Source organism: Pseudomonas sp. S3(2024), from assembly GCF_036861315.1.
Taxonomy (GTDB): domain Bacteria; phylum Pseudomonadota; class Gammaproteobacteria; order Pseudomonadales; family Pseudomonadaceae; genus Aquipseudomonas; species Aquipseudomonas putida_A.
The window spans coordinates 13,243-36,952 of the sequence record NZ_JAZAQQ010000014.1; the positions used below are offsets into that span (position 1 = coordinate 13,243).

Consider the following 23,710-nt stretch of genomic DNA (forward strand, 5'->3'; position numbering starts at 1 on the left):
TGCCGCAGGCTGCGATCTTTTTATTGCCTGTAAATCAGTACAAAACGCCATCCAGAATTTCGTAAACGATCCCGGTACCCACTGCGATCAGCACGATATCGCCCCCGGCGCGGCGCCACTCATAACCCGGATAAACCGGCAGACGACTCAGCGCCCGACCGTCCAGCCGCTCGCCGTAATACCCGTGCGGTAACGGCCGGCCGCGTTCCAAATGGATTCCCGGAGGTGGCGGTGCGCCGCGCACGAAGTAGCCGTGATTGTCGCGAATGGTCTGGCGTACCGGGCCGAAGTCGTGTGGCGGGCCGCCACGGTGGTCGTTCTGCAGGCCACGGTGATCGTCACCACGGTTATCGTAGTGGCCCTGCTGCGGGCCGCCGTGGTCATGATCATCGCGTGGATCGGCGCTGGCCAGCAGCGGCGTCGCGCTGAGCATCAGCACGCCCAGTCCGGCAATCAGACGTTTCGGCATTTTCATCAAGTCTTCCTCACTGCACCAACAGCAAAAAGGGATTCAGAACGTGGTTCTGAATCCCTCGGTCTTGCTCAATTAGGCCGTGATGTGAGGCGCTAATTCCTCTGTATCAGGAACTTTACCTTCAGCTGACGCGGGCCTGACGCACGCCTTCGGACAGCGCCTTGCACAGACCCAGCACGCCATCGACAGCCTGGGCCGGCGTGGTCGCATTGGCGATGTGATCGATCAGTGCCGAACCCACCACCACCCCGTCCGCCAAACGAGCGATGGACGCCGCCTGCTCCGGAGTACGAATACCGAAACCGATGCTGATCGGCAGGTCAGTGTGGCGACGCAAACGGGTGACCGCCTCTTCGACGTGTTCCAGAGTCGCCGCACCGGCACCGGTCACACCGGCCACCGACACGTAGTAAACGAAGCCCGAGCTGCCATTGAGCACTTTCGGCAGACGCGCATCATCAGTGGTCGGGGTGGTCAGGCGGATGAAGTCCAGACCTGCAGCCTGTGCCGGGTCGCACAGTTCATTATTGTGCTCTGGCGGCATGTCGACCACGATCAGACCGTCGACGCCCGCGTCTTTGGCGTCAGCGATGAAACGTTCAACGCCATACATGTGGATCGGGTTGAAGTAGCCCATCAGCACCAGCGGCGTGTCGCTGTTGCCTTCGCGGAACTCGCGAACCATTTGCAGGGTTTTCGCCAGATTCTGCTTGGCGCCTAAGGCACGGATGTTCGCCAGTTGAATCGCCGGACCATCGGCCATCGGGTCGGTGAACGGCATGCCCAACTCGATCACGTCGGCGCCAGCGCCGGGCAAACCTTTGAGGATCGCCAGCGAAGTGTCGTAGTCCGGATCACCGGCGGTGACGAAGGTCACCAGCGCGGCGCGATTCTGTTGCTTGAGGTCGGCAAAACGGGTCTGCAGGCGGCTCATCAGTGTTTCTCCTGCTTGAACTGTTCCATATGGTGCATGACGGTCTGCATGTCTTTGTCGCCACGGCCCGACAGGTTGACCACCATCAGGTGATCCTTCGGCAGTTTCGGCGCACGTTTGAAGACTTCAGCCAAAGCATGAGCGCTTTCCAGCGCCGGGATGATGCCTTCGAGGCGGCAGCACTGGTGGAACGCCGCGAGGGCTTCGTCGTCAGTCACCGAGGTGTACTGGACGCGGCCGATGTCATGCAACCAGGCGTGCTCAGGACCGATGCCCGGGTAGTCGAGGCCGGCGGAAATCGAGTGGGCGTCGATGATCTGGCCATCGTCGTCCTGCAACAGGAAGGTACGGTTGCCGTGCAGCACACCCGGTACACCGCCATTGAGGCTGGCCGCGTGCTTGCCGGTTTCGATGCCGTAACCGGCCGCTTCAACCCCGATGATTTCGACGCTTTGATCATCGAGGAACGGGTGGAACAGGCCCATGGCGTTGGAGCCGCCCCCGATGCACGCCACCAGACTGTCCGGCAGACGACCTTCCTGAGCTTGCAACTGCTCGCGGGTCTCCTTGCCGATCACTGCCTGGAAGTCGCGCACCATGGCGGGATACGGGTGCGGGCCGGCCACGGTGCCGATCAGGTAGAAGGTGCTGTCGACATTGGTTACCCAGTCACGCAGCGCTTCGTTCATCGCGTCTTTCAGAGTGCCGGTACCGGCCACCACCGGGATCACTTCGGCGCCCAGCAGCTTCATGCGGAACACGTTGGCCTGCTGACGTTCGATGTCCGTGGTGCCCATGTAGATCACGCAGTCCAGACCGAAACGCGCGGCCACGGTGGCCGTCGCCACACCGTGCATACCGGCGCCGGTCTCGGCGATGATGCGTTTTTTGCCCATGCGCCGCGCCAGCAGGATCTGGCCGATGCAGTTGTTGATCTTGTGCGCGCCGGTGTGGTTCAGCTCTTCGCGTTTGAGGTAGATCTTCGCGCCGCCGCAGAACTCGGTCAGACGCTCGGCGAAGTACAGCGGGCTCGGACGACCGACATAGTCACGCTGGAAGTAGGCCAGCTCTTCCTTGAACGCCGGATCTTCCTTGGCCGCCTCGTATTCGCGGGCCAGATCGAGGATCAACGGCATCAGGGTTTCCGCCACGTAGCGGCCGCCGAACGCACCGAACAGGCCGTTATCGTCAGGCCCGCTGCGCAGGTTGGAGGTGTTCGAAGTCTGGGTCATGATTTGCTCCAGGTGAATTCGGGTCAGAAGACAATGACGCCACTCTACCCCTGACCTTCCAGGCTGAAAACCGATAAGATCGCCACAACCTGTCAGGAAAACTCACAGATACCATGAGCCACGACCTTCCCCCGCTGAACGCCTTGCGCGCGTTTGAAGCCACTGCCCGACTGAACAGCGTCAGCCAGGCAGCCGAACAGCTGCACGTCACTCATGGTGCAGTCAGCCGTCAGCTCAAAGTGCTCGAAGAGCATCTGGGCGTGAGCCTGTTCGTCAAGGATGGTCGCGGCTTGAAACTCACAGATGCCGGTGTTCGTCTGCGAGATGCCAGCGGTGAGGCCTTCGATCGCTTGCGCAGCGTGTGTGCCGAGCTGACGCAAAGCACCGCTGACGCGCCGTTCGTGCTCGGCTGCTCCGGCAGTCTGTTGGCGCGCTGGTTCATCCCACGCCTGGGGCGGCTCAACGCCGATCTGCCGGACTTGCGTCTGCACTTGTCAGCCGGTGAAGGTGATCTCGACCCGCGGCGCCCTGGACTCGATGCGTTGCTGTTGTTCGCCGAGCCGCCATGGCCGGCAGACATGCAGGTCTACCTACTGGCCGCAGAACGCATCGGCCCGGTGATGAGCCCGCTGTTCAGTGGCTACCAACGCCTGCAAGCGGCGCCGGCGTCAGCCTTGCTCAGCGAGCCGCTGCTGCACACCACATCGCGCCCGCAAGCCTGGCCGAGTTGGGCACAGCAAAATCACCTCGACGCCAAGGCGTTGAAGTTGGGGCAAGGTTTTGAGCATTTGTATTATCTGCTGGAAGCCGCAGTGGCCGGACTCGGCGTGGCAATCGCGCCAGAGCCGCTGGTGGCCGAAGACTTGAAGGCCGGTCGCCTGGTTGCGCCGTGGGGCTTTTGCGAAACCCCGGCGCAACTGGCGTTGTGGCTACCCAAGCGCGCCGCAGACGGGCGCGCCCGGCAACTGGCGCAATGGCTCAAGAATGAGCTGCGCCAGACGGATCACTCGCCGCGCTTGAACAGCAAATAAGCAGCCAGCAGACCAATTGCACCGACCGCCACACCGGCGGTGGTCCAAGGGTGTTCCTGAGCGTAATCGCGGGTGGCGATGCCGGTCTCGCGGGTTTTCACTTTAACTTCTTCATAGGCATCGCTGAGCAGGCTGCGCGAATGTTTCAGCGCGCTTTCAGCGTTGCTCTTGAGCGCCTTGAGGGTCTTGCGCGACTCGTCGGACGCGTCGTCCTTCAGGCTTTCCAACGATTTGAGCAGACTCTCGATCTCGGCTTCCATGCTTTGCAACGAGGCTTTACGTAAAGAGGTGTTGGCCATGGTGGCTCTCCTGCATTGGTGATGAGTGGCGTGTGTTGGTTGGGACTTCAGCGGTTTGAGAAAGTGCAGAAAATCTGAACTTCGCTTGCATTGAGCCGCCGAAATCAACAGTGCAGATTCACTGCTAGTCTCAAATCCACACATCCAGGAGATCGCCATGAGTGACCATCACACGTACAAGAAAGTCGAGCTGGTCGGCTCGTCCACCAGCAGCATCGAAGACGCCATCAACAATGCGCTGGCTGAAGCGAACAAGAGCATCAAACATCTGGAATGGTTTGAAGTGGTCGAGACCCGTGGCCACATCAAGGACGGCAAGGCTGCGCATTTCCAGGTCACACTCAAAGTCGGCTTCCGGATTGCCAGCAGCTGAGTTTGGGCTACGCTTCTGAACTTGCGCGCTGGCCGAGTGCCATAGGAATGGCAAAGCGCTACAAGGTGAGTGCATCGGGAGACCTGATGCCCACCTCTTTTAATCCGACCAGGGAGTGCGACCGATGAAGAAGTTCATATTGGCAGTAGGTTTGTTGAGCCTTGCGGGTGGCGCGTTTGCTGCTGGCAAGCCTTGTGAAGAGCTGAAAGGCGAGATTGCAGCGAAGCTGGATGCCAAGGGCGTTTCAGGGTATTCGCTGGAGGTTGTCGACAAGGGAGCCAATGGCGGAAAAGTTGTGGGCACCTGTGAAGGCGGCACCAAGGAAATCGTCTACAAACGCGGGTGATCGCGATTGAAATGCAAAAGCCGACGCGAAGGCGTCGGCTTTTTTGTGGGCCACTGGTTCCCAATGTGGGAGCGGGCTTGCTCGCGAAAGCGTTATGTCAGCCGACCTCCAGGGTGTCTGACACTCCGTCTTCGCGAGCAAGCCCGCTCCCACAGAAGCCGTATTCCAGAGTCAGCCCTTCATGACTTGGGCCAGCAATTCATAGGAGTGCAGACGATCGGCATGCTCATACAGATCGCAGGTGAAGATCAGCTCATCGGCCTGGGTCTGCTCGACCAGCACCTCCAGCTTCGCGCGGATCTTCTGCGGGCTGCCGACCATCGCCAGACCGAGGAAATCCCCCACCGCCTCGCGCTCATGGGGCAGCCACAGGCCGTCCATGGTTTTCACCGGCGGACGCTGCACCAGACTCTGCCCACGCATCAGCGCGAGAATTCGCTGGTACACCGAGGTCGCCAGGTAGTCGGCCTGCTCATCGGTATCGGCCGCCACCAACGGCACCCCGAGCATCACGTACGGTTTATCGAGCACTGCCGACGGCTTAAAGTGGTTGCGGTAGACGCGAATCGCCTCGTGCATGAAGCGCGGGGCGAAGTGCGAGGCGAAGGCGTAGGGCAAACCACGCTCACCGGCCAGCTGCGCGCTGAACAGGCTGGAACCGAGCAACCAGATCGGCACGTTGGTGCCGGTGCCGGGCATGGCGATCACCCGTTGATCCGGGGTGCGCGGGCCGAGGAAGCGCGCCAGCTCGGCGACGTCTTCCGGGAAATCATCGGCACTGCCGGAGCGCTCACGACGCAGGGCGCGGGCGGTCATCTGGTCGGAGCCGGGCGCGCGGCCCAGACCCAGATCGATGCGTCCCGGGTACAGGCTTTCAAGAGTGCCGAACTGTTCGGCGATCACCAGCGGCGCGTGGTTGGGCAGCATCACCCCGCCGGAGCCGACGCGAATCGTCGAGGTACCGCCGGCCAAGTATCCCAGCAACACCGAGGTGGCAGAACTGGCGATGCCGTCCATGTTGTGGTGTTCGGCGACCCAGAAGCGGGTATAGCCGAGTTTCTCGACATGCTGTGCCAGATCCAGCGAGTTGCGCAGCGATTGCGTCGGGCTGCCGTTCTCGCGCACGGGCACCAGATCAAGGGTGGAAAACTTTACGTCGGACAGTTGCTTCATAAACCTGCGTCTCCGAATGAGGAGGCAGGTTTTTCTTGCGAACGAAAACCTGCCCAATCCATAAGCGTGTTTTATGCAATGAGGGCATATACCCGAGTTTCAATAGCCGCGATGAAATTTCCCACTAAAAAAGTCAACGATTCAACCGGGCTGAACTTTGTCCCGACGTCTATCCTCAGAAGCCTTGCAAGCAAAAACCACGACGGCGCGGCGTTCCGCGCCAGATCTTGAGGAGGCAGACATGGCTATCGTGAAGAAAGCATCCGCACATTGGGCAGGCGATCTGAAAACCGGCATCGGCTCGATCTCTACCGAGACTGGCGTCCTCAGAGAAGCGCCGTACGGCTTCAAGGCCCGCTTCGAAGGCGGCAAGGGTACCAACCCGGAAGAACTGATCGGCGCCGCGCATGCTGGCTGTTTTTCCATGGCGTTTTCGATGATTCTGGGGGATGCGGGCCTGAAGGCCGACAGCATTGATACGCAGGCTGAAGTAACGCTGGATCAGGTGGATGGCGGCTTCGCAATCACGGCGGTGAAGCTGATCCTCAAGGCGAAAATCCCGGGGGCGACTCAGGCGCAGTTTGAAGAACTGAGCAACAAGGCCAAGGAAGGGTGCCCGGTGTCCAAGGTGTTGAATGCGAAGATTACCCTTGAGGCTTCGCTGGTCAGCTGATCAGGCGTTAACTGTACTGACGCCATCGCGAGCAGGCTCACTCCTACATTCGATCTCCAGCGGACACATCAATTGTGAACAATCGGGATCCCCTGTAGGAGTGAGCCTGCTCGCGATGGCAATCTAACAATTACCGCAATCCCGGAAGATGTGAGCGAAGTCAGAACCCGCCCTGCAAAAATATGGTCGAATAAGTGACAGCAGCTTCAGCGCACGCCCGTGCGCGCTGCCCCATGGAGCTTCAGGATATGAAACGTATTGGCTTGGCGATCCTCTGCAGTGCATTGGCCACAACGGTTCTTGCCGCACCGAAAGACTGTGAAGAACTCAGGAAAGAGATCGAAATCAAGATTCAGGCTAAAGCAGTGCCGTCCTACACACTGGAGATCGTCAGCAAGGAAGAAGCCGCAAAACATGACATCGCCATGGTGGTCGGTTCATGTGAGAACGGCAGCAAAGCGATCATCTATCAGAAGAACGACAGCTGAGTCGTCTCAGTTGATGCAGTTGTAGTCGCGATCCTCGGCGACGATTTCACGTTTGGCGTTATACAGCCGGGCACTCGGGGTGAACCCTAGCGAACGACCTTCCAGCAGATAATGCTGGCCGGCTTCGAAATGGTCGTAGCGGATGTACAGGTAGCACAGCCGCTCGACAGGGCCGGTCATCAGCGCACCGCCGCCACCAAACACCTCGAAGTCAAACCGCACCCGCAGCTCATGGCTGCCAGGCGCGACCTGAAAGAAGCGCCCATCGGTCAGCCGTTGATTGTCCAGGCGCTCGGCCATAAGCAGTTTGCCGCCAGGGGTCGGGGTCGAGAAGTCGACCCAGGCCATTTGCGGATCGACCGGCGGTAACGGGGTCTGGCAACCGGCGACAACGCCGACCGCGAGCAACAACATCAACTTGCGCATGAGGGATGTCCAGGGGTTCAGACCTCCAGCATAGCGCCGATCACGTGCGCTGGCAGCCTGCCGGGGTTCCTTGGCCGACCACATTGCGCTGCTCGTCATAGAGCTTCGCCCATGGCCGGAACCCGATGCTGCCGGCTTGCAATTGATAACGCTGTCCGGCGTTGAATTCCTTGAATGTCAGCTTCAACTGACAATCGCGCCACAGCGGTTCGGCGTCGGGGCCGATGTTGGTGGCTTCGACCGGAAACTGATAACGCACCTTCAACTCATGGCTGCCGGGCTGCACTTCGAAATAACGTTTGTCGACAGTTGCCTTGTCATCGACTTTCAGCGCTTGCAACGCCGTGTCCTGTTGCCGGGCATCGAGATCAATCCAGGCTTGCGAGGGGTCAGGATCGGGCATTCCGAATCCGGCACAACCGGCCAGCGTCAGCAGGCCTCCTGTCAGCAACAACATGCGCATAGCGAAGCTCCAAATGGCGGGATAGTCTTGCGGGCAGACTTTCCAAAGGATTTTTATTTTGAGCAGGCCGCTTCCAAGCCATGGGTTACTTGATCGCGTTTTTCGGATTTTGTTTCCGGGGGTGATGTTTTTGTTGCTCAACGGTTGTTCCAGCGTCAGCTATTACAGCCAGTTGGCCAGCGGTCAGTTGCAGTTGTTGCGCGCGCGTGAGCCGGTGGCCAAGGTGATTGCCGACCCAAGCCGCGATGCAACCCTGCGCACGCACCTGACCCAGTCGCAAAAGGCCCGGGACTTCGCCAGCGAACAGCTGCACCTGCCGGACAACCAGAGCTATCGGCTGTACGCCGACATCGGCCGGCCGTATGTGGTGTGGAACGTGTTCGCCACCCCGGAGTTTTCCCTGACCCCGCAGAACCATTGCTTCCCGATCGCCGGTTGCGTGGCCTATCGCGGCTACTACAGCCAGAGCGCTGCCCGGGGCGAAGCGGCAATTCAGCGCCTGCAAGGCATGGACGTGGCGATTGGCGGCGTCGAGGCCTATTCAACCCTCGGCTGGTTCAATGACCCGATCCTCAATTCGATGATGGGCTGGGGCGATGAGCGTCTGGCCACGTTGATATTTCATGAACTGGCGCATCAGCGTTTCTATGTGAAAGACGACACCGAGTTCAATGAGTCCTTTGCCACGTTTGTCGAGCAGGAAGGCACCCGCCAGTGGCGGGCGTTTCGTGGCCTGCCGCCGGACACCGATGCCAGGCTCAGGCAGCGCGATCAGTTCATCGAACTGGTGCTGGAAACGCGCTCGCGCCTGGAAAAACTCTACGCTCAGCCGCTGCCAGCCGAGCAGATGCGCGAGCGTAAAGCAGCGCAATTCGAGCGGTTTCGGCGCGATTACCGGGTGACGCGCGACAGCCAGTGGGCCGGGGACAAGCGCTATGACGCGTGGGTGAATATGCCGCTGAACAATGCGCGGTTGTTGCCGTTTGGCCTGTATGACCAGTGGGTGCCGGCGTTTGCGGCACTGTTCAGAAAGGTAGGGGGGGATTGGGTGCGGTTTTATGTTGAGGTTGAGAAGTTGGGTGGTTTACCCCTTGAGAAGCGCAAGACGGCTTTGAAAGTATTGGCAGATACAAACAGTTGAGTTGATTGAGAAGACGTCATCGCGAGCAGGCTCACTCCTACAGGAGGAACGCATTCCAAATGTAGGAGTGAGCCTGCTCGCGATAGCAATCCAATCAGCGCCGCAGAAACGCCTGATGCAACTCAGCCAAAGTCTCAAAGTGATAAGCCGGCGCTTCGGCACTCAACTCTTCAAAACTGCCAAACCCATAGCCCACTGCCGCCGCGTCCACGCCGTTGCTGCGCGCGCCGATCAGATCATGCTTGCGGTCGCCGATCATCAGCGTATTGGCCGGATCCAGCCCTTCTTCGGCGATCAGGTGCGCAATCAGCTCGACCTTGTTGGTCCGCGTGCCATCCAGCTCACTGCCGTAGATCACCTTGAAGTGTTTGGCGAAGTCGAAGTGCCGGGCGATTTCCCGGGCGAACTCCCAAGGTTTGGAGGTCGCGATATACAGCTGTCGCCCCTGGCCGCTCAGGGTTTCCAGCAACGGCGTGACGCCGTCGAACACACGGTTCTCGTACAGGCCGGTGACCTTGAAGCGCTCACGATAGAAATTCACCGCCTCCCAGGCCTTGGCCTCGTCGAAGCCATAAAACTGCATGAACGCCTGCAACAGCGGCGGGCCGATGAAGTGTTCGAGTTTGCTCAGGTCCGGCTCGTCGATGCCGAGTTTGCTCAAAGCGAACTGGATGGAACGGGTGATGCCCTCACGCGGGTCAGTCAGGGTGCCATCGAGGTCGAACAGTACGGTCTGGTAATGCATGAGAAATCCTGAGCAGGTGTAAGTCGTTTCAGAGCTGGTCGTAGCCTTCGGCCAGATGCAGGTCCTTGAGCTTCACGTAGTTCGCCGCGCTGTAGGTGAAGAAGGCTTGTTCCTTGTCGGTCAGCGGGCGGATCTGCTTCACCGGGCTGCCCACGTAGAGGAAACCGCTTTCCAGGCGCTTGCCCGGCGGCACCAGGCTGCCGGCGCCGATGATCACATCGTCCTCGACCACCGCGCCGTCCATGACGATGCTGCCCATGCCGATCAGCACACGACTGCCAACGCTGCAGCCATGCAGCATGACCTTGTGGGCGATGGTCACGTCATCGCCGATCAGCAGCGGGAAACCTTCCGGGTTGAACGGCCCGGCGTGGGTGATGTGCAGCACGCAGCCATCCTGCACGCTGGTGCGCGCGCCGATACGGATGCGGTGCATGTCGCCACGGATCACGGTCAGCGGCCACACGGAGCTGTCTTCGCCGATTTCGACGTCGCCGATCACCACCGCGGAGGCGTCGACAAACGCGCCTTGACCGAGCTGCGGGGTGTGATTCTGGTACTTGCGAACGGGCACGATAAGTTCTCTCTCTGTCGCCGATAGCTGCGGTGAGTGTCGATTGTAATTAAGATGGGCGCATGTTTCTTCCAGCCAAGGTGCCAACCGTGAGCGTGAACAACCCTCTTCTGCAGTCCTACGACCTGCCGCCGTTCTCCACGATCCGTGCCGAACACGTGCTGCCAGCCATCGAAACGATCCTGGCCGACAACCGCGCCGCCATCGCCGAAATCCTCAAGACCCAGGTTCAAAACCCGACCTGGGCCGGCCTGGTGCTGGCGATGGACGAACTCAACGATCGCCTCGGTGCTGCCTGGAGCCCGGTCAGCCACCTCAACGCCGTGTGCAACAGCGCCGAACTGCGCGAAGCCTACGAGTCGTGCCTGCCGGCCCTGAGCGCCTACTCCACCGAGATGGGCCAGAACCGCGAGCTGTTCCAAGCCTATGAAGCGCTGGCCAACAGCCCGGAAGCCGCCGGTTTCGACGTGGCGCAAAAAACCATTCTGGAACACGCCCTGCGCGATTTCCGTCTGTCGGGTATCGACCTGCCGGAAGCCGAACAGAAGCGCTACGCCGAAGTGCAGAGCAAACTGTCCGAGCTGGGCAGCCGCTTCTCCAACCAACTGCTCGACGCCACACAAGCCTGGACCAAGCACGTCACTGAGGAGGCTGCCCTCGCCGGCCTGACTGATTCGGCCAAGGCGCAAATGGCTGCCGCCGCGCAGGCCAAAGGTCTCGATGGCTGGCTGATCACCCTGGAATTCCCGAGCTACTACGCGGTGATGACCTACGCCCAGGATCGCGCGCTGCGTGAAGAAGTCTATGCCGCCTACTGCACCCGTGCGTCGGACCAAGGCCCGAACGCCGGGCAGAACGACAACGGCCCGGTCATGGAAGAGATCCTCGACCTGCGTCAGGAACTGGCAAAACTCTTGGGTTTCACCAGTTTCTCCGAGCTGAGCCTGGCCACGAAAATGGCCGAGTCCAGCGATCAGGTGCTGAGCTTCCTGCGCGACCTGGCCAAGCGCAGCAAGCCGTTCGCCGCGCAGGATCTGCAGCAGTTGCGCGCCTACGCCGCCGAACAGGGCTGCGCCGATCTGCAAAGCTGGGACAGCGGTTTCTACGGGGAAAAACTCCGCGAGCAACGCTACAGCGTCGCTCAGGAAACCCTGCGTGCGTACTTCCCGATCGATAAAGTCCTCGGCGGTCTGTTCGCTATCGTCCAGCGCCTGTACGGCATCGAAATCGCCGAACTGAAAGGCTTCGACACCTGGCACCCGGACGTGCGCCTGTTCGAAATCAAGGAAAACGGCCAGCACGTCGGACGCTTCTTCTTCGACCTCTACGCCCGCGCCAACAAGCGCGGCGGTGCGTGGATGGACGGCGCCCGCGACCGCCGCCGTACCGCTGACGGCGTGCTGCAAAGCCCGGTGGCCAACCTGGTGTGCAACTTCACCCCGGCCGACAGCGGCAAGCCTGCGCTGCTGACCCACGATGAAGTGACCACCCTGTTCCACGAATTCGGTCACGGCCTGCATCACCTGCTGACCCGCGTTGATCACGCCGGTGTTTCCGGGATCAACGGCGTGGCGTGGGATGCGGTCGAGCTGCCGAGCCAGTTCATGGAAAACTGGTGCTGGGAGCCGGAAGGCCTGGCGCTGATTTCCGGTCACTACGAAACCGGCGAGCCGCTGCCGCAAGACCTGCTGGAGAAAATGCTCGCAGCGAAGAACTTCCAGTCCGGCCTGATGATGGTGCGGCAGCTGGAATTCTCGCTGTTCGACTTCGAACTGCACGCCACCCATGGTGACGGCCGCAGCGTGGCGCAAGTGCTGGAAGGCGTGCGCGACGAGGTGTCGGTGATGCGTCCACCGGCGTACAACCGCTTCCCCAACAGCTTCGCGCACATCTTCGCCGGCGGTTACGCGGCGGGCTATTACAGCTACAAGTGGGCGGAAGTGCTGTCGGCGGATGCCTTCTCCAAATTCGAAGAGGATGGCGTGCTCAACGCCGAAACCGGTCGCGCCTTCCGCGAAGCGATTCTGGCGCGTGGCGGTTCGCAGGCCCCGATGGTGCTGTTCGTCGACTTCCGTGGCCGTGAGCCATCGATTGACGCACTCTTGCGCCATAGCGGCCTGAGTGAGGACGCAGCAGCATGAGTGAGGCACCTGTGATTACCAAGAAGCGCTTTATCGCCGGGGCTGTCTGCCCGGCGTGCAGCGAGCCGGACAAACTGATGATGTGGAACGAGGACAGCGTGCCGCACCGTGAGTGTGTGGCCTGCGGTTACTCGGATACATTGAACGAGCAAGGGCTGTCGGTTCCGAAGGAACTGGGCACGCGGGTCAATACCAGCGCGCTCAAGCCGGCGCCGGACAAGACCGTCCAGGCCGTGCAGTTCTTTCCGAATCCGAAGCTGAAGAAAAAGTCCGAAGACTGAGCCGGCGCATGACCCTCCACGGTGCAATGCCGTGGAGGGTGCGGCTTACTTGAGGTTGACCGACTGGAACCAGCTCTTCATCGAGCAGGTGGCAAAGGCACTGGTGCTGCAGTCGCCGTTGGCCAGCGCGGTGCGCAGCTTGTCGACATCGGCCTGCATCACGTAGCGCACGCCATCCTTGAAATGGCCGCTTTCACCAAAACCGCCCTGCGTCATTTCGTTCAGCGCGTCTTCCTTGCTCCAGCCCTGCACCACGATCCGGTACATCGCCGCCATCAGGCCGGTGCGGTCGGAACCATGTTTGCAATGCATCAGCACCGGGCCATTGGCTTCGGCAGCCTGAATCGCGCGCAGCGTCTTGAGCACATCGGCGTCATCGACATGGTTGGTGCGATAAGGCAGTTGCACTTGATTGATGCCCGGCTCGGACAGCCAGCTGCTGTCAGCTTCCGGCAGGAAGTTGATCACCGTCGCCACTTTCAGGTTCTTCAGCAACGGCACTGCGCCGCCATCCGGCAAGGCGCTGCGGTAGAGGGTTGGCGACATCTGGAACAGGTTGTACTGCACTTCAACCGGTTGCGCCCACTCCGGCGGACGCGATGTTGCAGCGGCGTCAGCCTGGGCCGGCATCAAGTGCAACAAGGCAACAAGCGACAAACACAAAGCAAGGAAAAGGCGCACTCGAGACATGCTGGGCTGACCGTATCGGAATTCATCAATGAAAGGCCTCGCAGCTTCCACGTCTGACGGTCAAAGCCCTGTGAGGCACTTGTCAAAGAATCGTGAATCCGTGCGATTTCATTGAGCACTCAGGTAAAAAAACCGCAGCTTTTTCCGCTGAATCGGTTCAACCCGATGCATAGCCTGCTACCATTTGTCACACGATGTTGCAGGCGTCCCCCTTTTCCCGGTCAACCACCGGGCCACGCCGCGACGAAAAAATGCTCACGCCGTTCGCAGAAACGGCGGACAACCATCAATGCCTGATGAGGTGCACCCCCATGTCTGACGCAGATCGAGACAACCCGCGGCGTGAGTTCTTGCGCAAATCCCTGACCCTGATTCCCGTGGTCACCCTCGCCGGTAGCGGTCTGGGCAGCAGCGTGTTGCAAGCGGCGCCTGAAGCGGCCCCGTCGACGCCCGCAGCAACACCGGCCAAAGCTGACACCAGCGCTTATCAGCCGAGCTATTTCACCGCCGAGGAATGGGCCTTCATCAACGCCGCCGTGGCGCACCTGATCCCCAATGACGAGCAAGGCCCGGGCGCCCTGGAAGCCGGCGTGCCGGAATACATCGACCGCCAGATGAACACCCCGTACGCCGCCGGTGCCCTGTGGTACATGCAAGGTCCGTTCAACGCCGACGCTGCGCCGGAGATGGGCTGGCAGAGCAAACTGGTGCCAAAAGAGATCTATCGCCTGGGCATCGCTGCCACGGATCAGTGGGCAAAATCCCTCAACGGTAAAACATTTGCTGAGCAAGACAGCGCTACCCGAGAAGATTTGCTCAAGCAGCTCGAAGCCGGCAAACCGCAGTTCGATGCGGTTCCAGCGAAGATTTTCTTCAGCCTGCTGCTGCAAAACACCAAGGAAGGGTTCTTCTGCGACCCGATCCACGGCGGCAATAAAGGCATGGTCGGCTGGACCATGATCGGCTTCCCCGGCGCCCGCGCCGATTTCATGGATTGGGTGGAACGCAACGAGCAATACCCCTTCCCGGCAGTTTCGATTCGCGGCGAGAGGGCTTGAGCATGGCAACCGTAATGAAAAAGGTCGACGCAGTGATCGTCGGTTTTGGCTGGACTGGCGCGATCATGGCCAAGGAGCTGACCGAAGCCGGGCTCAACGTGCTGGCGCTGGAGCGCGGGCCGATGCAGGACACTTACCCCGACGGCAACTATCCACAGGTGATCGACGAACTCACCTACAGCGTGCGGAAAAAACTCTTTCAGGACATCTCGAAAGAAACCGTCACCATCCGCCACAGCGTCAACGACATCGCCCTGCCGAACCGCCAGTTGGGTGCGTTTCTGCCGGGCAATGGCGTCGGCGGCGCCGGTTTGCACTGGTCGGGCGTGCACTTTCGCGTCGATCCGATCGAGCTACGCATGCGCAGCCACTACGAAGAGCGTTACGGCAAAAGTTTTATCCCCAAGGACATGACCATCCAGGACTTCGGCGTCAGCTATGAAGAGCTGGAGCCGTTCTTCGATTTCGCCGAAAAGGTCTTCGGCACCTCCGGCCAGGCCTGGACCGTGAAGGGCCAACTGGTCGGTCAGGGCAAGGGCGGTAACCCTTACGCACCGGATCGCTCCAATCCGTTCCCGCTGGAAGCGCAGAAGAACACCGTTTCCGCACAACTGTTCGGCAAAGCGGCGACAGAGGTCGGTTACAAACCCTACAACCTGCCCTCCGCCAATACCTCAGGCCCGTACACCAATCCCTACGGCGCACAGATGGGCCCGTGCAACTTCTGCGGGTTCTGCAGCGGTTACGTTTGCTACATGTACTCCAAGGCCTCGCCGAACGTGAACATTCTTCCGGCGCTCAAGCCACTGCCGAATTTCGAGCTGCGGCCCAACTCGCATGTGCTGCGGGTCAACCTCGACAGCACCAAGTCCAAGGCCACCGGCGTGACTTACATCGACGGCCAGGGCCGCGAGATCGAGCAACCGGCGGATCTGGTGATCCTCGGCGCCTTCCAGCTGCACAACGTGCGCCTGATGCTGCTCTCGGGCATCGGCAAGCCGTACGACCCGATCAGCGGCGAAGGCGTGGTCGGGCGTAACTTCGCCTACCAGAACATGGCGACCATCAAGGCGTTTTTCGACAAAGACACCCACACCAACAACTTCATAGGCGCCGGCGGCAACGGCGTGGCGCTGGACGATTTCAACGCCGACAACTTCGACCACGGCCCGCATGGCTTCGTCGGCGGCTCGCCAATGTGGGTCAACCAAGCGGGCAGCCGCCCGATTGCCGGCACTTCGAACCCGCCCGGCACTCCGGCCTGGGGCAGCCAGTGGAAACGCGCGACCGCCGATTACTACACCCACCAGGTGTCGATGGATGCCCACGGCGCGCATCAGTCCTACCGTGGCAACTACCTCGATCTGGATCCGGTGTACCGCGATGCCTACGGCTTGCCGCTGCTGCGCATGACCTTCGACTGGCAGGAAAACGACATCAAAATGAACCGCTTCATGGTCGAGAAAATGGGCAAGGTCGCTCAAGCCATGGGCCCGAAAGCCATCGCGGTGATCGGCAAGCAGGTCGGTGATCATTTCAACACCGCGGCCTACCAGACCACCCACCTCAACGGTGGCGCAATCATGGGCACCGATCCGAAGAAGAGTGCCCTGAACCGTTATCTGCAGAGCTGGGACGTGCACAACGTGTTCGTGCCAGGTGCGTCGGCGTTCCCGCAAGGCTTGGGTTACAACCCGACCGGGCTGGTGGCGGCGTTGACCTACTGGTCGGCCAAGGCGATCCGCGAGCAGTACCTGAAAAACCCCGGCCCGCTGGTTCAGGCATAAGGAGCGATGACCATGAAAAATCTCGTTATCGCCACCCTGGCCCTGCTCGGCAGCACGGCTGTACACGCCGCCGACGTTGATCAGGCGTTGATCAAGCAAGGCGAATACCTCGCCCGCGCCGGTGACTGCGTGGCCTGCCACACCGCCAAGGGCGGCAAACCGTTCGCCGGCGGCCTGCCGATGGAAACACCGATCGGCACGATCTACTCGACCAACATCACTCCAGACAAAAACGGCATCGGTGACTACAGCTTCGAGGACTTCGACAAAGCGGTGCGCCATGGCGTGGCGAAAAACGGCAGTACCTTGTACCCGGCGATGCCGTATCCGTCCTACGCCCGGGTCAGCGAAACCGACATGCAGGCGCTGTACGCCTACTTCATGCACGGTGTCGAACCGGTGGCGCAGGAGAACAAGGCCAGCGACATTCCATGGCCGCTGAGCATGCGCTGGCCGCTGATGGGCTGGCGCTGGCTGTTTGCGCCGAAAGTCGAGGACTACAAGACCACCTCGGATGATCCGGTGATCGATCGTGGCGCCTATCTGGTCGAAGGCCTCGGCCATTGCGGCGCCTGCCATACGCCACGGGCCCTGACCATGCAGGAAAAATCCCTGAGCGCGGCGGACGGCAAGAACTTCCTCGCCGGCAGTGCGCCGCTGGAAGGCTGGATCGCCAAAAGTCTGCGCGGTGATCACAAGGATGGCCTGGGCAGCTGGAGCGAAGAGCAGCTGGTGCAGTTCCTCAAGACCGGCCGCAGTGACCGTAGCGCGGTGTTCGGCGGCATGAGCGATGTGGTCACCCACAGCATGCAATACATGACCGACGCCGACCTGACCGCGATTGCCCGCTACCTCAAGTCGCTGCCGGCCAATGACCCGGCGGAGCAGCCGCACCAGTACGACGAGAAAGCGGCCAAAGCCCTGTGGAACGGCGACGACAGTCAGCGCGGCGCGGCGGTGTACATCGACAACTGCGCGGCCTGCCACCGTACCGACGGCCACGGCTACACCCGGGTGTTCCCAGCGCTGGCGGGCAATCCGGTGCTGCAATCGGAAGATCCGACCTCGCTGATCCACATCGTGCTCAAGGGCGGTACCTTGCCGGCGACGCACACGGCACCCTCGACCTTCACCATGCCGGGTTTCGCCTGGCGGTTGTCGGATCTGGAAGTGGCGGATGTGGTGAGTTTCATCCGTGGCAGCTGGGGCAACAAAGGTGCGCCGGTGAAAGCCGCTGACGTCGCCGAGTTGCGTAAGGAGGATATGAAGCACACCTCCGGCGATGACCTCGGTCAGGTCACGCAACACAACTGACCAGTCGCCCGACGGCACTAGCCAGATGAGCAACGCCCAGATACTGTATATGCACACAGTATCTGGGCGTTTTCATGTCTACTCCATTGCCACCGCGCGGCCGCGGCACCGCGACCAACCCGCACAACCGCTTTGCGCCGAACCGTTCGGTGGCCGAGGACGACGGCTGGTATCAGGAAGTGCCCGAAACGCAGAACACCGAGGTGATGATCGAGACCGCGAAAACCATCATCACCCGCAACACCTCGCCAGACCTGCCCTTCGATCGCTCAATCAACCCCTATCGCGGCTGCGAGCACGGTTGCATCTATTGCTACGCGCGACCCAGCCACGCCTATTGGGACATGTCGCCGGGGCTGGATTTCGAAACTCGGCTGATCGCCAAGACCAACGCCGCCCAGGTGCTTGAGGAACAGTTGAGCAAACGCGGTTACCAATGCGCGCCGATCAATCTTGGCTCCAACACCGATCCGTATCAGCCCATCGAGCGCGAGCACAGGATCACCCGGCAGACCCTTGAAGTGCTGCTGCGCTACCGGCACCCGGTGACCATTGTCACCAAAGGTTCGCTGATTCTGCGCGACCTCGACCTGCTCACCGAGCTGGCGCAGCAACGGCTGGTGGCGGTCATGATCAGCCTGACCACGCTGGACGATGAACTCAAACGCATCCTCGAACCCCGTGCCGCTGCACCGAAAGCACGGCTGCGGGCGATCCGGGTGATGCGCGAAGCAGGCATTCCGGTGGGGGTGCTGTGTTCGCCGATGATCCCGATGATCAACGACAGCGAAATCGAAAGCCTGCTGACCGAGGCGCATGCCGCCGGTGCACAAAGTGCCGCCTATATGATGCTGCGCCTGCCGCTGGAAGTGGCGCCGTTGTTCGAGGAGTGGTTACAGGCGCACTATCCGCAGCGTGCGACCCATGTCCTGAGCCTGATCCGCCAGAGCCGAGGTGGTGAGCTCTACGACAGCCGGTTCGGTGCGCGGATGCGCGGCGAGGGGCCGTTCGCCGACCTGCTCGCGCAACGTTTCGCCAAAGCCATTAAACGTCTCGGTTTAAACCACCGTGAGGGCTATAACCTGGACTGCACGGCCTTCTGTCCGCCGGGTCGCCAGATGTCGTTGATTTAGCGACAATTGCCTATGGTTGCCGGGTTGGAATCCTTCCGTCGAAATGCCTCAGTCACGTTTTTTGTGACCTGGAACACACGTTCTAGAGCGCTCGATTCAGTTTGAGTTAAGTTTCGGCGGCTACCTTGTTCATCGAGTGACTGACGGGTCTGGATGACCCGGATGTTTTAAACAGCCACTGGCTTCATACCGGAATACACGGGAACGACTCCCCGAATCCGCCAAAGAGGATGAATCATGAGTGACAAGGATAAACAGCCGTTGGCTGCGTCGGCGCAAGCCGTCCCTGGGGCGGAATCCGCCGATGCAGCGTTGCGTACGATCGTTGACGGCTTTTTGCATTTTCATCATGAGGTCTTCCCGCAGCAGGAAGAACTCTTCAAGAAACTCGCCACGGCGCAATCGCCACGGGCGATGTTCATCACCTGCGCCGACTCGCGCATCGTGCCCGAGCTGATCACCCAGAGTTCGCCAGGCGATCTGTTCGTGACCCGTAACGTCGGCAACGTTGTACCGCCTTACGGCCAGATGAACGGTGGCGTTTCCACTGCCATCGAATACGCGGTACTGGCGCTGGGCGTGCAACACATCATCATCTGCGGCCACTCCGATTGCGGTGCCATGCGCGCGGTGCTCAACCCCGACAGTCTGGAAAAAATGCCGACGGTCAAAGCCTGGTTGCGCCACGCCGAAGTGGCAAAAACCATGGTGCACGAAAACTGTAACTGCACCGACGAAAAAGAAAGCATGCCGATCCTCACCGAGGAGAACGTCATCGCCCAACTGCAGCACTTGCGTACCCATCCTTCGGTAGCCTCACGCATGGCGAACGGTCAACTGTTCATCCATGGCTGGGTCTACAACATCGAAACCAGCGAAATCAAAGCTTACGACGCGGATCAGGGACGCTTCCTGCCGCTCGACGGCAGCCATCCGATTCCGGTGGCGACGCCCAAAGCGCGCTTCTAAATCCTCCTAAAAATCTGTGTGGCTTGATGCCGGCCGCTGTTTCAGCGGTTCGGCGAAGCCATGCCTGAAGAAAACTTCGGGAGAGTCACCATGCGTGCTGCTCAATTGAAAGCGGTGTTGCCACGGGAGCTGCTGGCTTCGGTGGTTGTGTTTCTGGTCGCGCTGCCGTTGTGCATGGGCATTGCGATCGCTTCCGGGTTGCCGCCGGCCAAAGGTCTGATCACCGGGATCATCGGCGGCCTGGTGGTGGGTTGGCTGGCAGGCTCGCCGTTGCAGGTCAGCGGGCCGGCGGCCGGTCTGGCGGTGTTGGTGTTCGAGCTGGTGCGCCAGCACGGCATCGAGATGCTCGGGCCGATTCTGCTGCTCGCGGGTTTCCTGCAACTGGTGGCCGGGCGCCTGAAGCTCGGGTGCTGGTTTCGGGTGACGGCGCCAGCGGTGGTCTACGGCATGCTCGCCGGGATCGGCGTGCTGATCGTTCTGTCGCAGGTGCATGTGATGCTCGATGCCAAGCCACAACCGTCCGGGCTGGATAACTTAACGGCCTTCCCCGGCGCAGTGGCGCAAGCCTTGCCGTCGTTCGGCTGGCAGGCCGGCTTGCTCGGGTTGGCGACCATTGCGGTGATGTGGCTATGGGAGAAATTTCGCCCGCATTCGCTGCGCTTCATTCCCGGTGCGCTGCTCGGCGTCGGTCTGGCCACGGGCGCCAGCCTGCTGTTGGCGTTGCAGGTAAAAAGGGTCGAGGTGCCGGAGAATCTGGCCGAGGCCATCGACTGGCTGAAACCGGTGGACTTGCTCAGCCTCGCTGATCCAACCCTGCTGATTGCGGCATTTGCCGTGGCGTTCATCGCCAGCGCCGAAACGCTGCTGTCCGCCGCAGCGGTGGATCGCATGCACAACGGCGTGCGCTCGGACTTCGACCGTGAGCTGTCGGCGCAAGGTGTCGGCAACATGCTCTGCGGTCTGCTCGGGGCACTGCCGATGACCGGGGTGATCGTGCGCAGCTCGGCCAACGTCCAGGCCGGTGCAACCACCCGATACTCGACGATCTTCCATGGTCTGTGGCTGCTGGCGTTCGTGCTGTTGCTGTCGAGCGTGCTGCAAAGCATTCCGGTGGCGAGTCTGGCGGGGGTGCTGGTGTACACCGGGTTCAAACTGGTGGACCTCAAGGCCTTTCGTGGTCTGGGCCGTTACGGGCGGATGCCGATGTTCACCTACGCCGCCACGGCGCTGGCGATCATCTTCACCGACCTGCTGACCGGTGTGTTGATCGGTTTCGGTTTGACGATGCTGAAACTGGCGTTCAAGGCTTCACGCCTGAAGATCAGCCTGATCGACCTGCCGCAGGACGGTGAGATGGAATTGCGTCTGGTCGGCGCGGCGACATTCCTCAAGGTGCCGGCACTGACCCAAGTGCTGGGCAGTATTCCGCAAGGCACGACGGTTCACGTGCCGCTCAATAACCTGAGCTACATCGACCATTCGTGTCTGGAGTTGCTGGAGGAATGGGGCCGGGCGAATGCGGCGAAGGGCTCGAAGCTGTTGATTGAGTCGCGCGGGTTGAAGCGACGGTTGGAGGGGCGGGTTCGGACCAATACCGGGATCGGTGCGGCTGGCTAAAAACCTGATCTTGAAATCCCCCTGTGGGAGGGGGCTTGCTCCCGAAGACGGTGGGTCAGTCGACATTGATAGTGACTGATCCACCGTCTTCGAGAGCAAGCCCCCTCCCACAATTGGGATTTGTACCGGGCTTTGAATCAGGCAGCAGGCTGATCCAGCTCCAGGCCCACGCCGAGGCGGCGGCCCATGCATGGCCAGCGCTTCCACGCGGCACCGGTATCCGGGCTGCTCAGTTTGTCGCGGTAGGCCTCTACCGATTCCAGCGCAAAACTATCGTCGTCGAGCATCTTGTCGATGGTGTGATGCACGACTTCATCCAGTTGATTGGCAAATTCCTCACCGAGCAATTGGTGAGCAATCAGGTTGGCGACCGTCATGTCCAAGGGGATCAGTGGCTGGCCGAGGTGTTTGATGTACAGGTCGTTGACCTCTTCGACAAAGCGGTGCGCCAGATAGGCTTCATCCAGCAGGCTGTCCAGGCCGACCGGCGGCTGGAGGAAGTACTGCTCGGCGATTTTCAGCACCGGCTTGATCTGCGACTCGATTCCCGCTTCCCTGGCAACTTCATTGGCTGCGTCCAGCATGTCTGGTACTTCATCGATGTAGGCGGTGACGAAACTGGTCAACGCTTCTTCGCGGTTGGCGTCCGGCAACTGAATGGCCGAATGCAGATGAGGCAACTTGGCTTCCAGCTGACGCTTGAGCCGTCCGGTTTCGTTTTCGGTCTGTCGGGCTTTTTGGATCTGCTCGCGCAATGCGGCGGTGTTCATGAAAACTCCAGGGAACAAGGCAATGAAATAGGGAAGACATAACTTAGCTGGCTTACGAAAAATGCTAAGACGCATTTGTCATAATTATTTCATCCTTGATGCAGCAGCGTTATATCGGTTCGCCACCACTCGTCTGCATCCTTCTCCATTCGTACCCTTGAGCGCAAGCCCCGGCTGTTTCAGATCATTTACGCGTCGACATTGCAATTCCCGATGGCTGTCTATACTCGCCATTGAATGGAGTTAGCTGATGACGCCCGACTGCCCACGCAGCAAGGCCCGGCGATTCAAGTTCGTAGTCTGATGCAGCCGCTCCCTTGCCGAAGGCGTTGCGCCTACGGGATAACAAGAACGATAAGGGGAACCCGCAATGATGCGACATCCACACGTCTGGATGGGCCTCCTGTTGTGGTCGATTTTCAGCCCGGCTCAAGCGGCCTGGACTGTGAATATGGCGCCTGGAGCGACTGAAATCAGTCACGCAGTATTCGACCTGCACATGACCATTTTCTGGATCTGTGTGGTGATCGGGATCATCGTCTTCGGCGCCATGTTCTGGTCGATGATCGTGCATCGCCGCTCGACCGGGCAGGTCGCCGCAAAATTCCACGAAAGTACCACCGTCGAGATTCTCTGGACGGTCGTGCCGCTGCTGATCCTGGTAGCGATGGCGGTTCCGGCGACCGCCACCCTGATCCGCATGTACGACACCAGTGAGCCGGATATCGATATCCAGATCACCGGCTATCAGTGGAAGTGGCACTACAAATACCTGGGTCAGGATGTCGAGTTCTTCAGCAACCTGGCCACCCCTGCCGAACAGATCCACAACAAGGAAGCCAAGGGCGAGCACTACCTGCTCGAAGTCGACAAGCCGCTGGTGCTGCCGGTCGGCGCCAAGGTGCGCTTCCTCGTGACCTCCGCCGACGTTATCCACTCCTGGTGGGTGCCGGCCTTCGCGGTCAAGCGCGATGCGATCCCCGGGTTCGTCAACGAAGCCTGGACGCGCATCGACAAGCCCGGCCTCTACCGTGGCCAGTGCGCCGAGTTGTGCGGCAAGGATCACGGCTTCATGCCGATCGTGGTCGACGTCAAAGAGAAGGCCGACTACGACAAATGGCTTGCCGACCGCAAAGCCGAAGCCGCGCAGCTCAAGGAGCTGACCAGCAAGGAATGGACCCTCGACGAACTCAAGGAACGCGGCGACAAGATTTATCACACCACTTGCGTGGCCTGTCACCAGGCCGAAGGCCAGGGCCTGCCGCCGATGTTCCCGGCGCTCAAGGGCTCACCGATTGCCACCGGGCCGAAAGCCGACCACCTGCACCGCGTGTACTTCGGCAAGCCCGGTACTGCCATGGCAGCGTTCGGCAAGCAGTTGTCGGAAGTCGATATCGCAGCGGTGGTGACCTACGAACGTAACGCCTGGGGCAACAACAAGGGCGACATGGTCACGCCAAAAGAAGTGCTTGAGCTCAAACAGGCGGAAAGCAAATGAGCCGGTCTATCGCGTACTTCGTGAACCGGCCGGGGCAACGCGCCCTGGCCAGCCCCGTCCACTCACGTAAAGGAGACCG

General features: G+C 60.6%; 26 protein-coding genes. 15 read left to right on the top strand and 11 right to left on the bottom strand.

The features are described 5' to 3' along the window. Window positions 1-34: 34 nt before the first annotated feature. From VLA07_RS24845 to trpB, 3 genes are all read right to left on the bottom strand, one after another. Complete coding sequence (locus tag VLA07_RS24845; RefSeq protein ID WP_330205697.1) at window positions 35-475, bottom strand: anti-virulence regulator CigR family protein; 441 nt, start codon at window positions 473-475, stop codon at window positions 35-37. Between the two features lie 121 nt (window positions 476-596). After that, window positions 597-1,409 (bottom strand): tryptophan synthase subunit alpha, encoded by an 813-nt coding sequence (trpA, locus tag VLA07_RS24850; RefSeq protein WP_135294677.1) that lies wholly within the window; start codon window positions 1,407-1,409, stop codon window positions 597-599. Further along, window positions 1,409-2,641: a tryptophan synthase subunit beta gene (gene trpB / locus VLA07_RS24855; RefSeq protein WP_333992144.1), complete on the bottom strand. Its 1,233-nt coding sequence runs from the start codon at window positions 2,639-2,641 to the stop codon at window positions 1,409-1,411. The genes trpA and trpB overlap by 1 nt, the downstream gene beginning before the upstream one ends. 113 nt (window positions 2,642-2,754) lie before the next feature. Here trpB and VLA07_RS24860 point away from each other — a divergent pair, with 113 nt between their 5' ends. Continuing rightward, window positions 2,755-3,672, top strand: coding sequence for a LysR family transcriptional regulator (locus VLA07_RS24860; protein ID WP_333992145.1), 918 nt, complete (start codon window positions 2,755-2,757; stop codon window positions 3,670-3,672). Here the strand turns inward: VLA07_RS24860 and VLA07_RS24865 are convergent. Continuing rightward, window positions 3,645-3,971 carry a DUF883 family protein gene (locus VLA07_RS24865; RefSeq protein ID WP_003220391.1) on the bottom strand — a complete coding sequence of 109 codons (327 nt, stop codon included), beginning with the start codon at window positions 3,969-3,971 and terminating at the stop codon, window positions 3,645-3,647. The genes VLA07_RS24860 and VLA07_RS24865 overlap by 28 nt on opposite strands. 157 nt (window positions 3,972-4,128) lie before the next feature. Between VLA07_RS24865 and VLA07_RS24870 the strand changes: the two genes are divergently transcribed. After that, complete coding sequence (locus VLA07_RS24870; protein ID WP_027610201.1) at window positions 4,129-4,344, top strand: dodecin; 216 nt, start codon at window positions 4,129-4,131, stop codon at window positions 4,342-4,344. 124 nt (window positions 4,345-4,468) lie between these two features. Then, the gene (locus VLA07_RS24875; protein WP_115988512.1) at window positions 4,469-4,690 is read left to right on the top strand and encodes a DUF1161 domain-containing protein; all 222 of its coding nucleotides are present in this window, start codon (window positions 4,469-4,471) and stop codon (window positions 4,688-4,690) included. Window positions 4,691-4,861: 171 nt separating this feature from the next. Here the strand turns inward: VLA07_RS24875 and VLA07_RS24880 are convergent, their stop codons facing one another. Beyond that, window positions 4,862-5,863, bottom strand: a complete 1,002-nt coding sequence (locus tag VLA07_RS24880; protein WP_103368008.1) for an LLM class flavin-dependent oxidoreductase — start codon at window positions 5,861-5,863, stop codon at window positions 4,862-4,864. 241 nt (window positions 5,864-6,104) lie between these two features. Between VLA07_RS24880 and VLA07_RS24885 the strand changes: the two genes are divergently transcribed. Together VLA07_RS24885 and VLA07_RS24890 are read left to right on the top strand one after the other, a co-directional pair. Then, on the top strand, window positions 6,105-6,536 hold the full coding sequence (locus VLA07_RS24885) for an OsmC family protein (RefSeq protein ID WP_034152273.1): 432 nt from the start codon (window positions 6,105-6,107) through the stop codon (window positions 6,534-6,536). Between the two features lie 248 nt (window positions 6,537-6,784). Continuing rightward, entirely contained in the window at window positions 6,785-7,024 is a 240-nt protein-coding gene (locus VLA07_RS24890; protein ID WP_330205698.1) for a DUF1161 domain-containing protein, read from the top strand. A gap of 6 nt (window positions 7,025-7,030) precedes the next feature. Here the strand turns inward: VLA07_RS24890 and VLA07_RS24895 are convergent, their stop codons facing one another. Together VLA07_RS24895 and VLA07_RS24900 are read right to left on the bottom strand one after the other, a co-directional pair. Further along, on the bottom strand, window positions 7,031-7,450 hold the full coding sequence (locus VLA07_RS24895) for a PA0061/PA0062 family lipoprotein (RefSeq protein WP_330205699.1): 420 nt from the start codon (window positions 7,448-7,450) through the stop codon (window positions 7,031-7,033). A 40-nt stretch (window positions 7,451-7,490) separates the two neighbouring features. Beyond that, window positions 7,491-7,913 carry a PA0061/PA0062 family lipoprotein gene (locus tag VLA07_RS24900; RefSeq protein ID WP_247269496.1) on the bottom strand — a complete coding sequence of 141 codons (423 nt, stop codon included), beginning with the start codon at window positions 7,911-7,913 and terminating at the stop codon, window positions 7,491-7,493. 58 nt (window positions 7,914-7,971) lie between these two features. On the opposite strand from VLA07_RS24900, the gene VLA07_RS24905 reads away from it, so the two are divergent. Continuing rightward, window positions 7,972-9,054 carry an aminopeptidase gene (locus VLA07_RS24905; protein ID WP_333992150.1) on the top strand — a complete coding sequence of 361 codons (1,083 nt, stop codon included), beginning with the start codon at window positions 7,972-7,974 and terminating at the stop codon, window positions 9,052-9,054. Between the two features lie 94 nt (window positions 9,055-9,148). Here VLA07_RS24905 and VLA07_RS24910 read toward each other — a convergent pair whose 3' ends face one another. Both VLA07_RS24910 and VLA07_RS24915 read right to left on the bottom strand, forming a co-directional pair. Continuing rightward, window positions 9,149-9,799 carry an HAD family hydrolase gene (locus tag VLA07_RS24910; RefSeq protein WP_041074751.1) on the bottom strand — a complete coding sequence of 217 codons (651 nt, stop codon included), beginning with the start codon at window positions 9,797-9,799 and terminating at the stop codon, window positions 9,149-9,151. Window positions 9,800-9,827: 28 nt separating this feature from the next. Further along, window positions 9,828-10,373 (bottom strand): gamma carbonic anhydrase family protein, encoded by a 546-nt coding sequence (locus tag VLA07_RS24915; RefSeq protein ID WP_333992152.1) that lies wholly within the window; start codon window positions 10,371-10,373, stop codon window positions 9,828-9,830. A 62-nt stretch (window positions 10,374-10,435) separates the two neighbouring features. Between VLA07_RS24915 and prlC the strand changes: the two genes are divergently transcribed. Both prlC and VLA07_RS24925 read left to right on the top strand, forming a co-directional pair. After that, window positions 10,436-12,514: an oligopeptidase A gene (gene prlC, locus VLA07_RS24920; protein WP_333992154.1), complete on the top strand. Its 2,079-nt coding sequence runs from the start codon at window positions 10,436-10,438 to the stop codon at window positions 12,512-12,514. Beyond that, a complete protein-coding gene (locus VLA07_RS24925) occupies window positions 12,511-12,795 on the top strand; it encodes a YheV family putative zinc ribbon protein (RefSeq protein WP_007962808.1) in 285 nt (94 codons plus the stop codon). Before prlC ends, VLA07_RS24925 begins: the two co-directional genes overlap by 4 nt. Window positions 12,796-12,840: 45 nt before the next feature. Here the strand turns inward: VLA07_RS24925 and VLA07_RS24930 are convergent, their stop codons facing one another. Then, window positions 12,841-13,485 (bottom strand): dual specificity protein phosphatase family protein, encoded by a 645-nt coding sequence (locus VLA07_RS24930; protein WP_096797308.1) that lies wholly within the window; start codon window positions 13,483-13,485, stop codon window positions 12,841-12,843. A gap of 311 nt (window positions 13,486-13,796) precedes the next feature. On the opposite strand from VLA07_RS24930, the gene VLA07_RS24935 reads away from it, so the two are divergent. From VLA07_RS24935 to VLA07_RS24960, 6 genes are all read left to right on the top strand, one after another. Next, a complete protein-coding gene (locus VLA07_RS24935) occupies window positions 13,797-14,543 on the top strand; it encodes a gluconate 2-dehydrogenase subunit 3 family protein (RefSeq protein WP_333992158.1) in 747 nt (248 codons plus the stop codon). A 2-nt stretch (window positions 14,544-14,545) separates the two neighbouring features. After that, window positions 14,546-16,330 (top strand): GMC family oxidoreductase, encoded by a 1,785-nt coding sequence (locus VLA07_RS24940; protein WP_047597066.1) that lies wholly within the window; start codon window positions 14,546-14,548, stop codon window positions 16,328-16,330. 12 nt (window positions 16,331-16,342) lie between these two features. Further along, window positions 16,343-17,644 (top strand): cytochrome c, encoded by a 1,302-nt coding sequence (locus VLA07_RS24945; protein ID WP_333992161.1) that lies wholly within the window; start codon window positions 16,343-16,345, stop codon window positions 17,642-17,644. A gap of 74 nt (window positions 17,645-17,718) precedes the next feature. Further along, a complete protein-coding gene (locus VLA07_RS24950; RefSeq protein ID WP_096797311.1) occupies window positions 17,719-18,777 on the top strand; it encodes a PA0069 family radical SAM protein in 1,059 nt (352 codons plus the stop codon). 237 nt (window positions 18,778-19,014) lie between these two features. Further along, window positions 19,015-19,746 (top strand): carbonic anhydrase, encoded by a 732-nt coding sequence (locus VLA07_RS24955; protein WP_098966495.1) that lies wholly within the window; start codon window positions 19,015-19,017, stop codon window positions 19,744-19,746. A 90-nt stretch (window positions 19,747-19,836) separates the two neighbouring features. Next, the gene (locus VLA07_RS24960; protein WP_333992166.1) at window positions 19,837-21,363 is read left to right on the top strand and encodes a SulP family inorganic anion transporter; all 1,527 of its coding nucleotides are present in this window, start codon (window positions 19,837-19,839) and stop codon (window positions 21,361-21,363) included. Between the two features lie 137 nt (window positions 21,364-21,500). Here the strand turns inward: VLA07_RS24960 and VLA07_RS24965 are convergent, their stop codons facing one another. Next, window positions 21,501-22,133, bottom strand: coding sequence for a hypothetical protein (locus VLA07_RS24965; RefSeq protein WP_247269489.1), 633 nt, complete (start codon window positions 22,131-22,133; stop codon window positions 21,501-21,503). Window positions 22,134-22,503: 370 nt separating this feature from the next. Here VLA07_RS24965 and coxB point away from each other — a divergent pair, with 370 nt between their 5' ends. Next, the gene (coxB, locus tag VLA07_RS24970) at window positions 22,504-23,631 is read left to right on the top strand and encodes a cytochrome c oxidase subunit II (RefSeq protein ID WP_027610220.1); all 1,128 of its coding nucleotides are present in this window, start codon (window positions 22,504-22,506) and stop codon (window positions 23,629-23,631) included. Window positions 23,632-23,710: the final 79 nt, after the last annotated feature.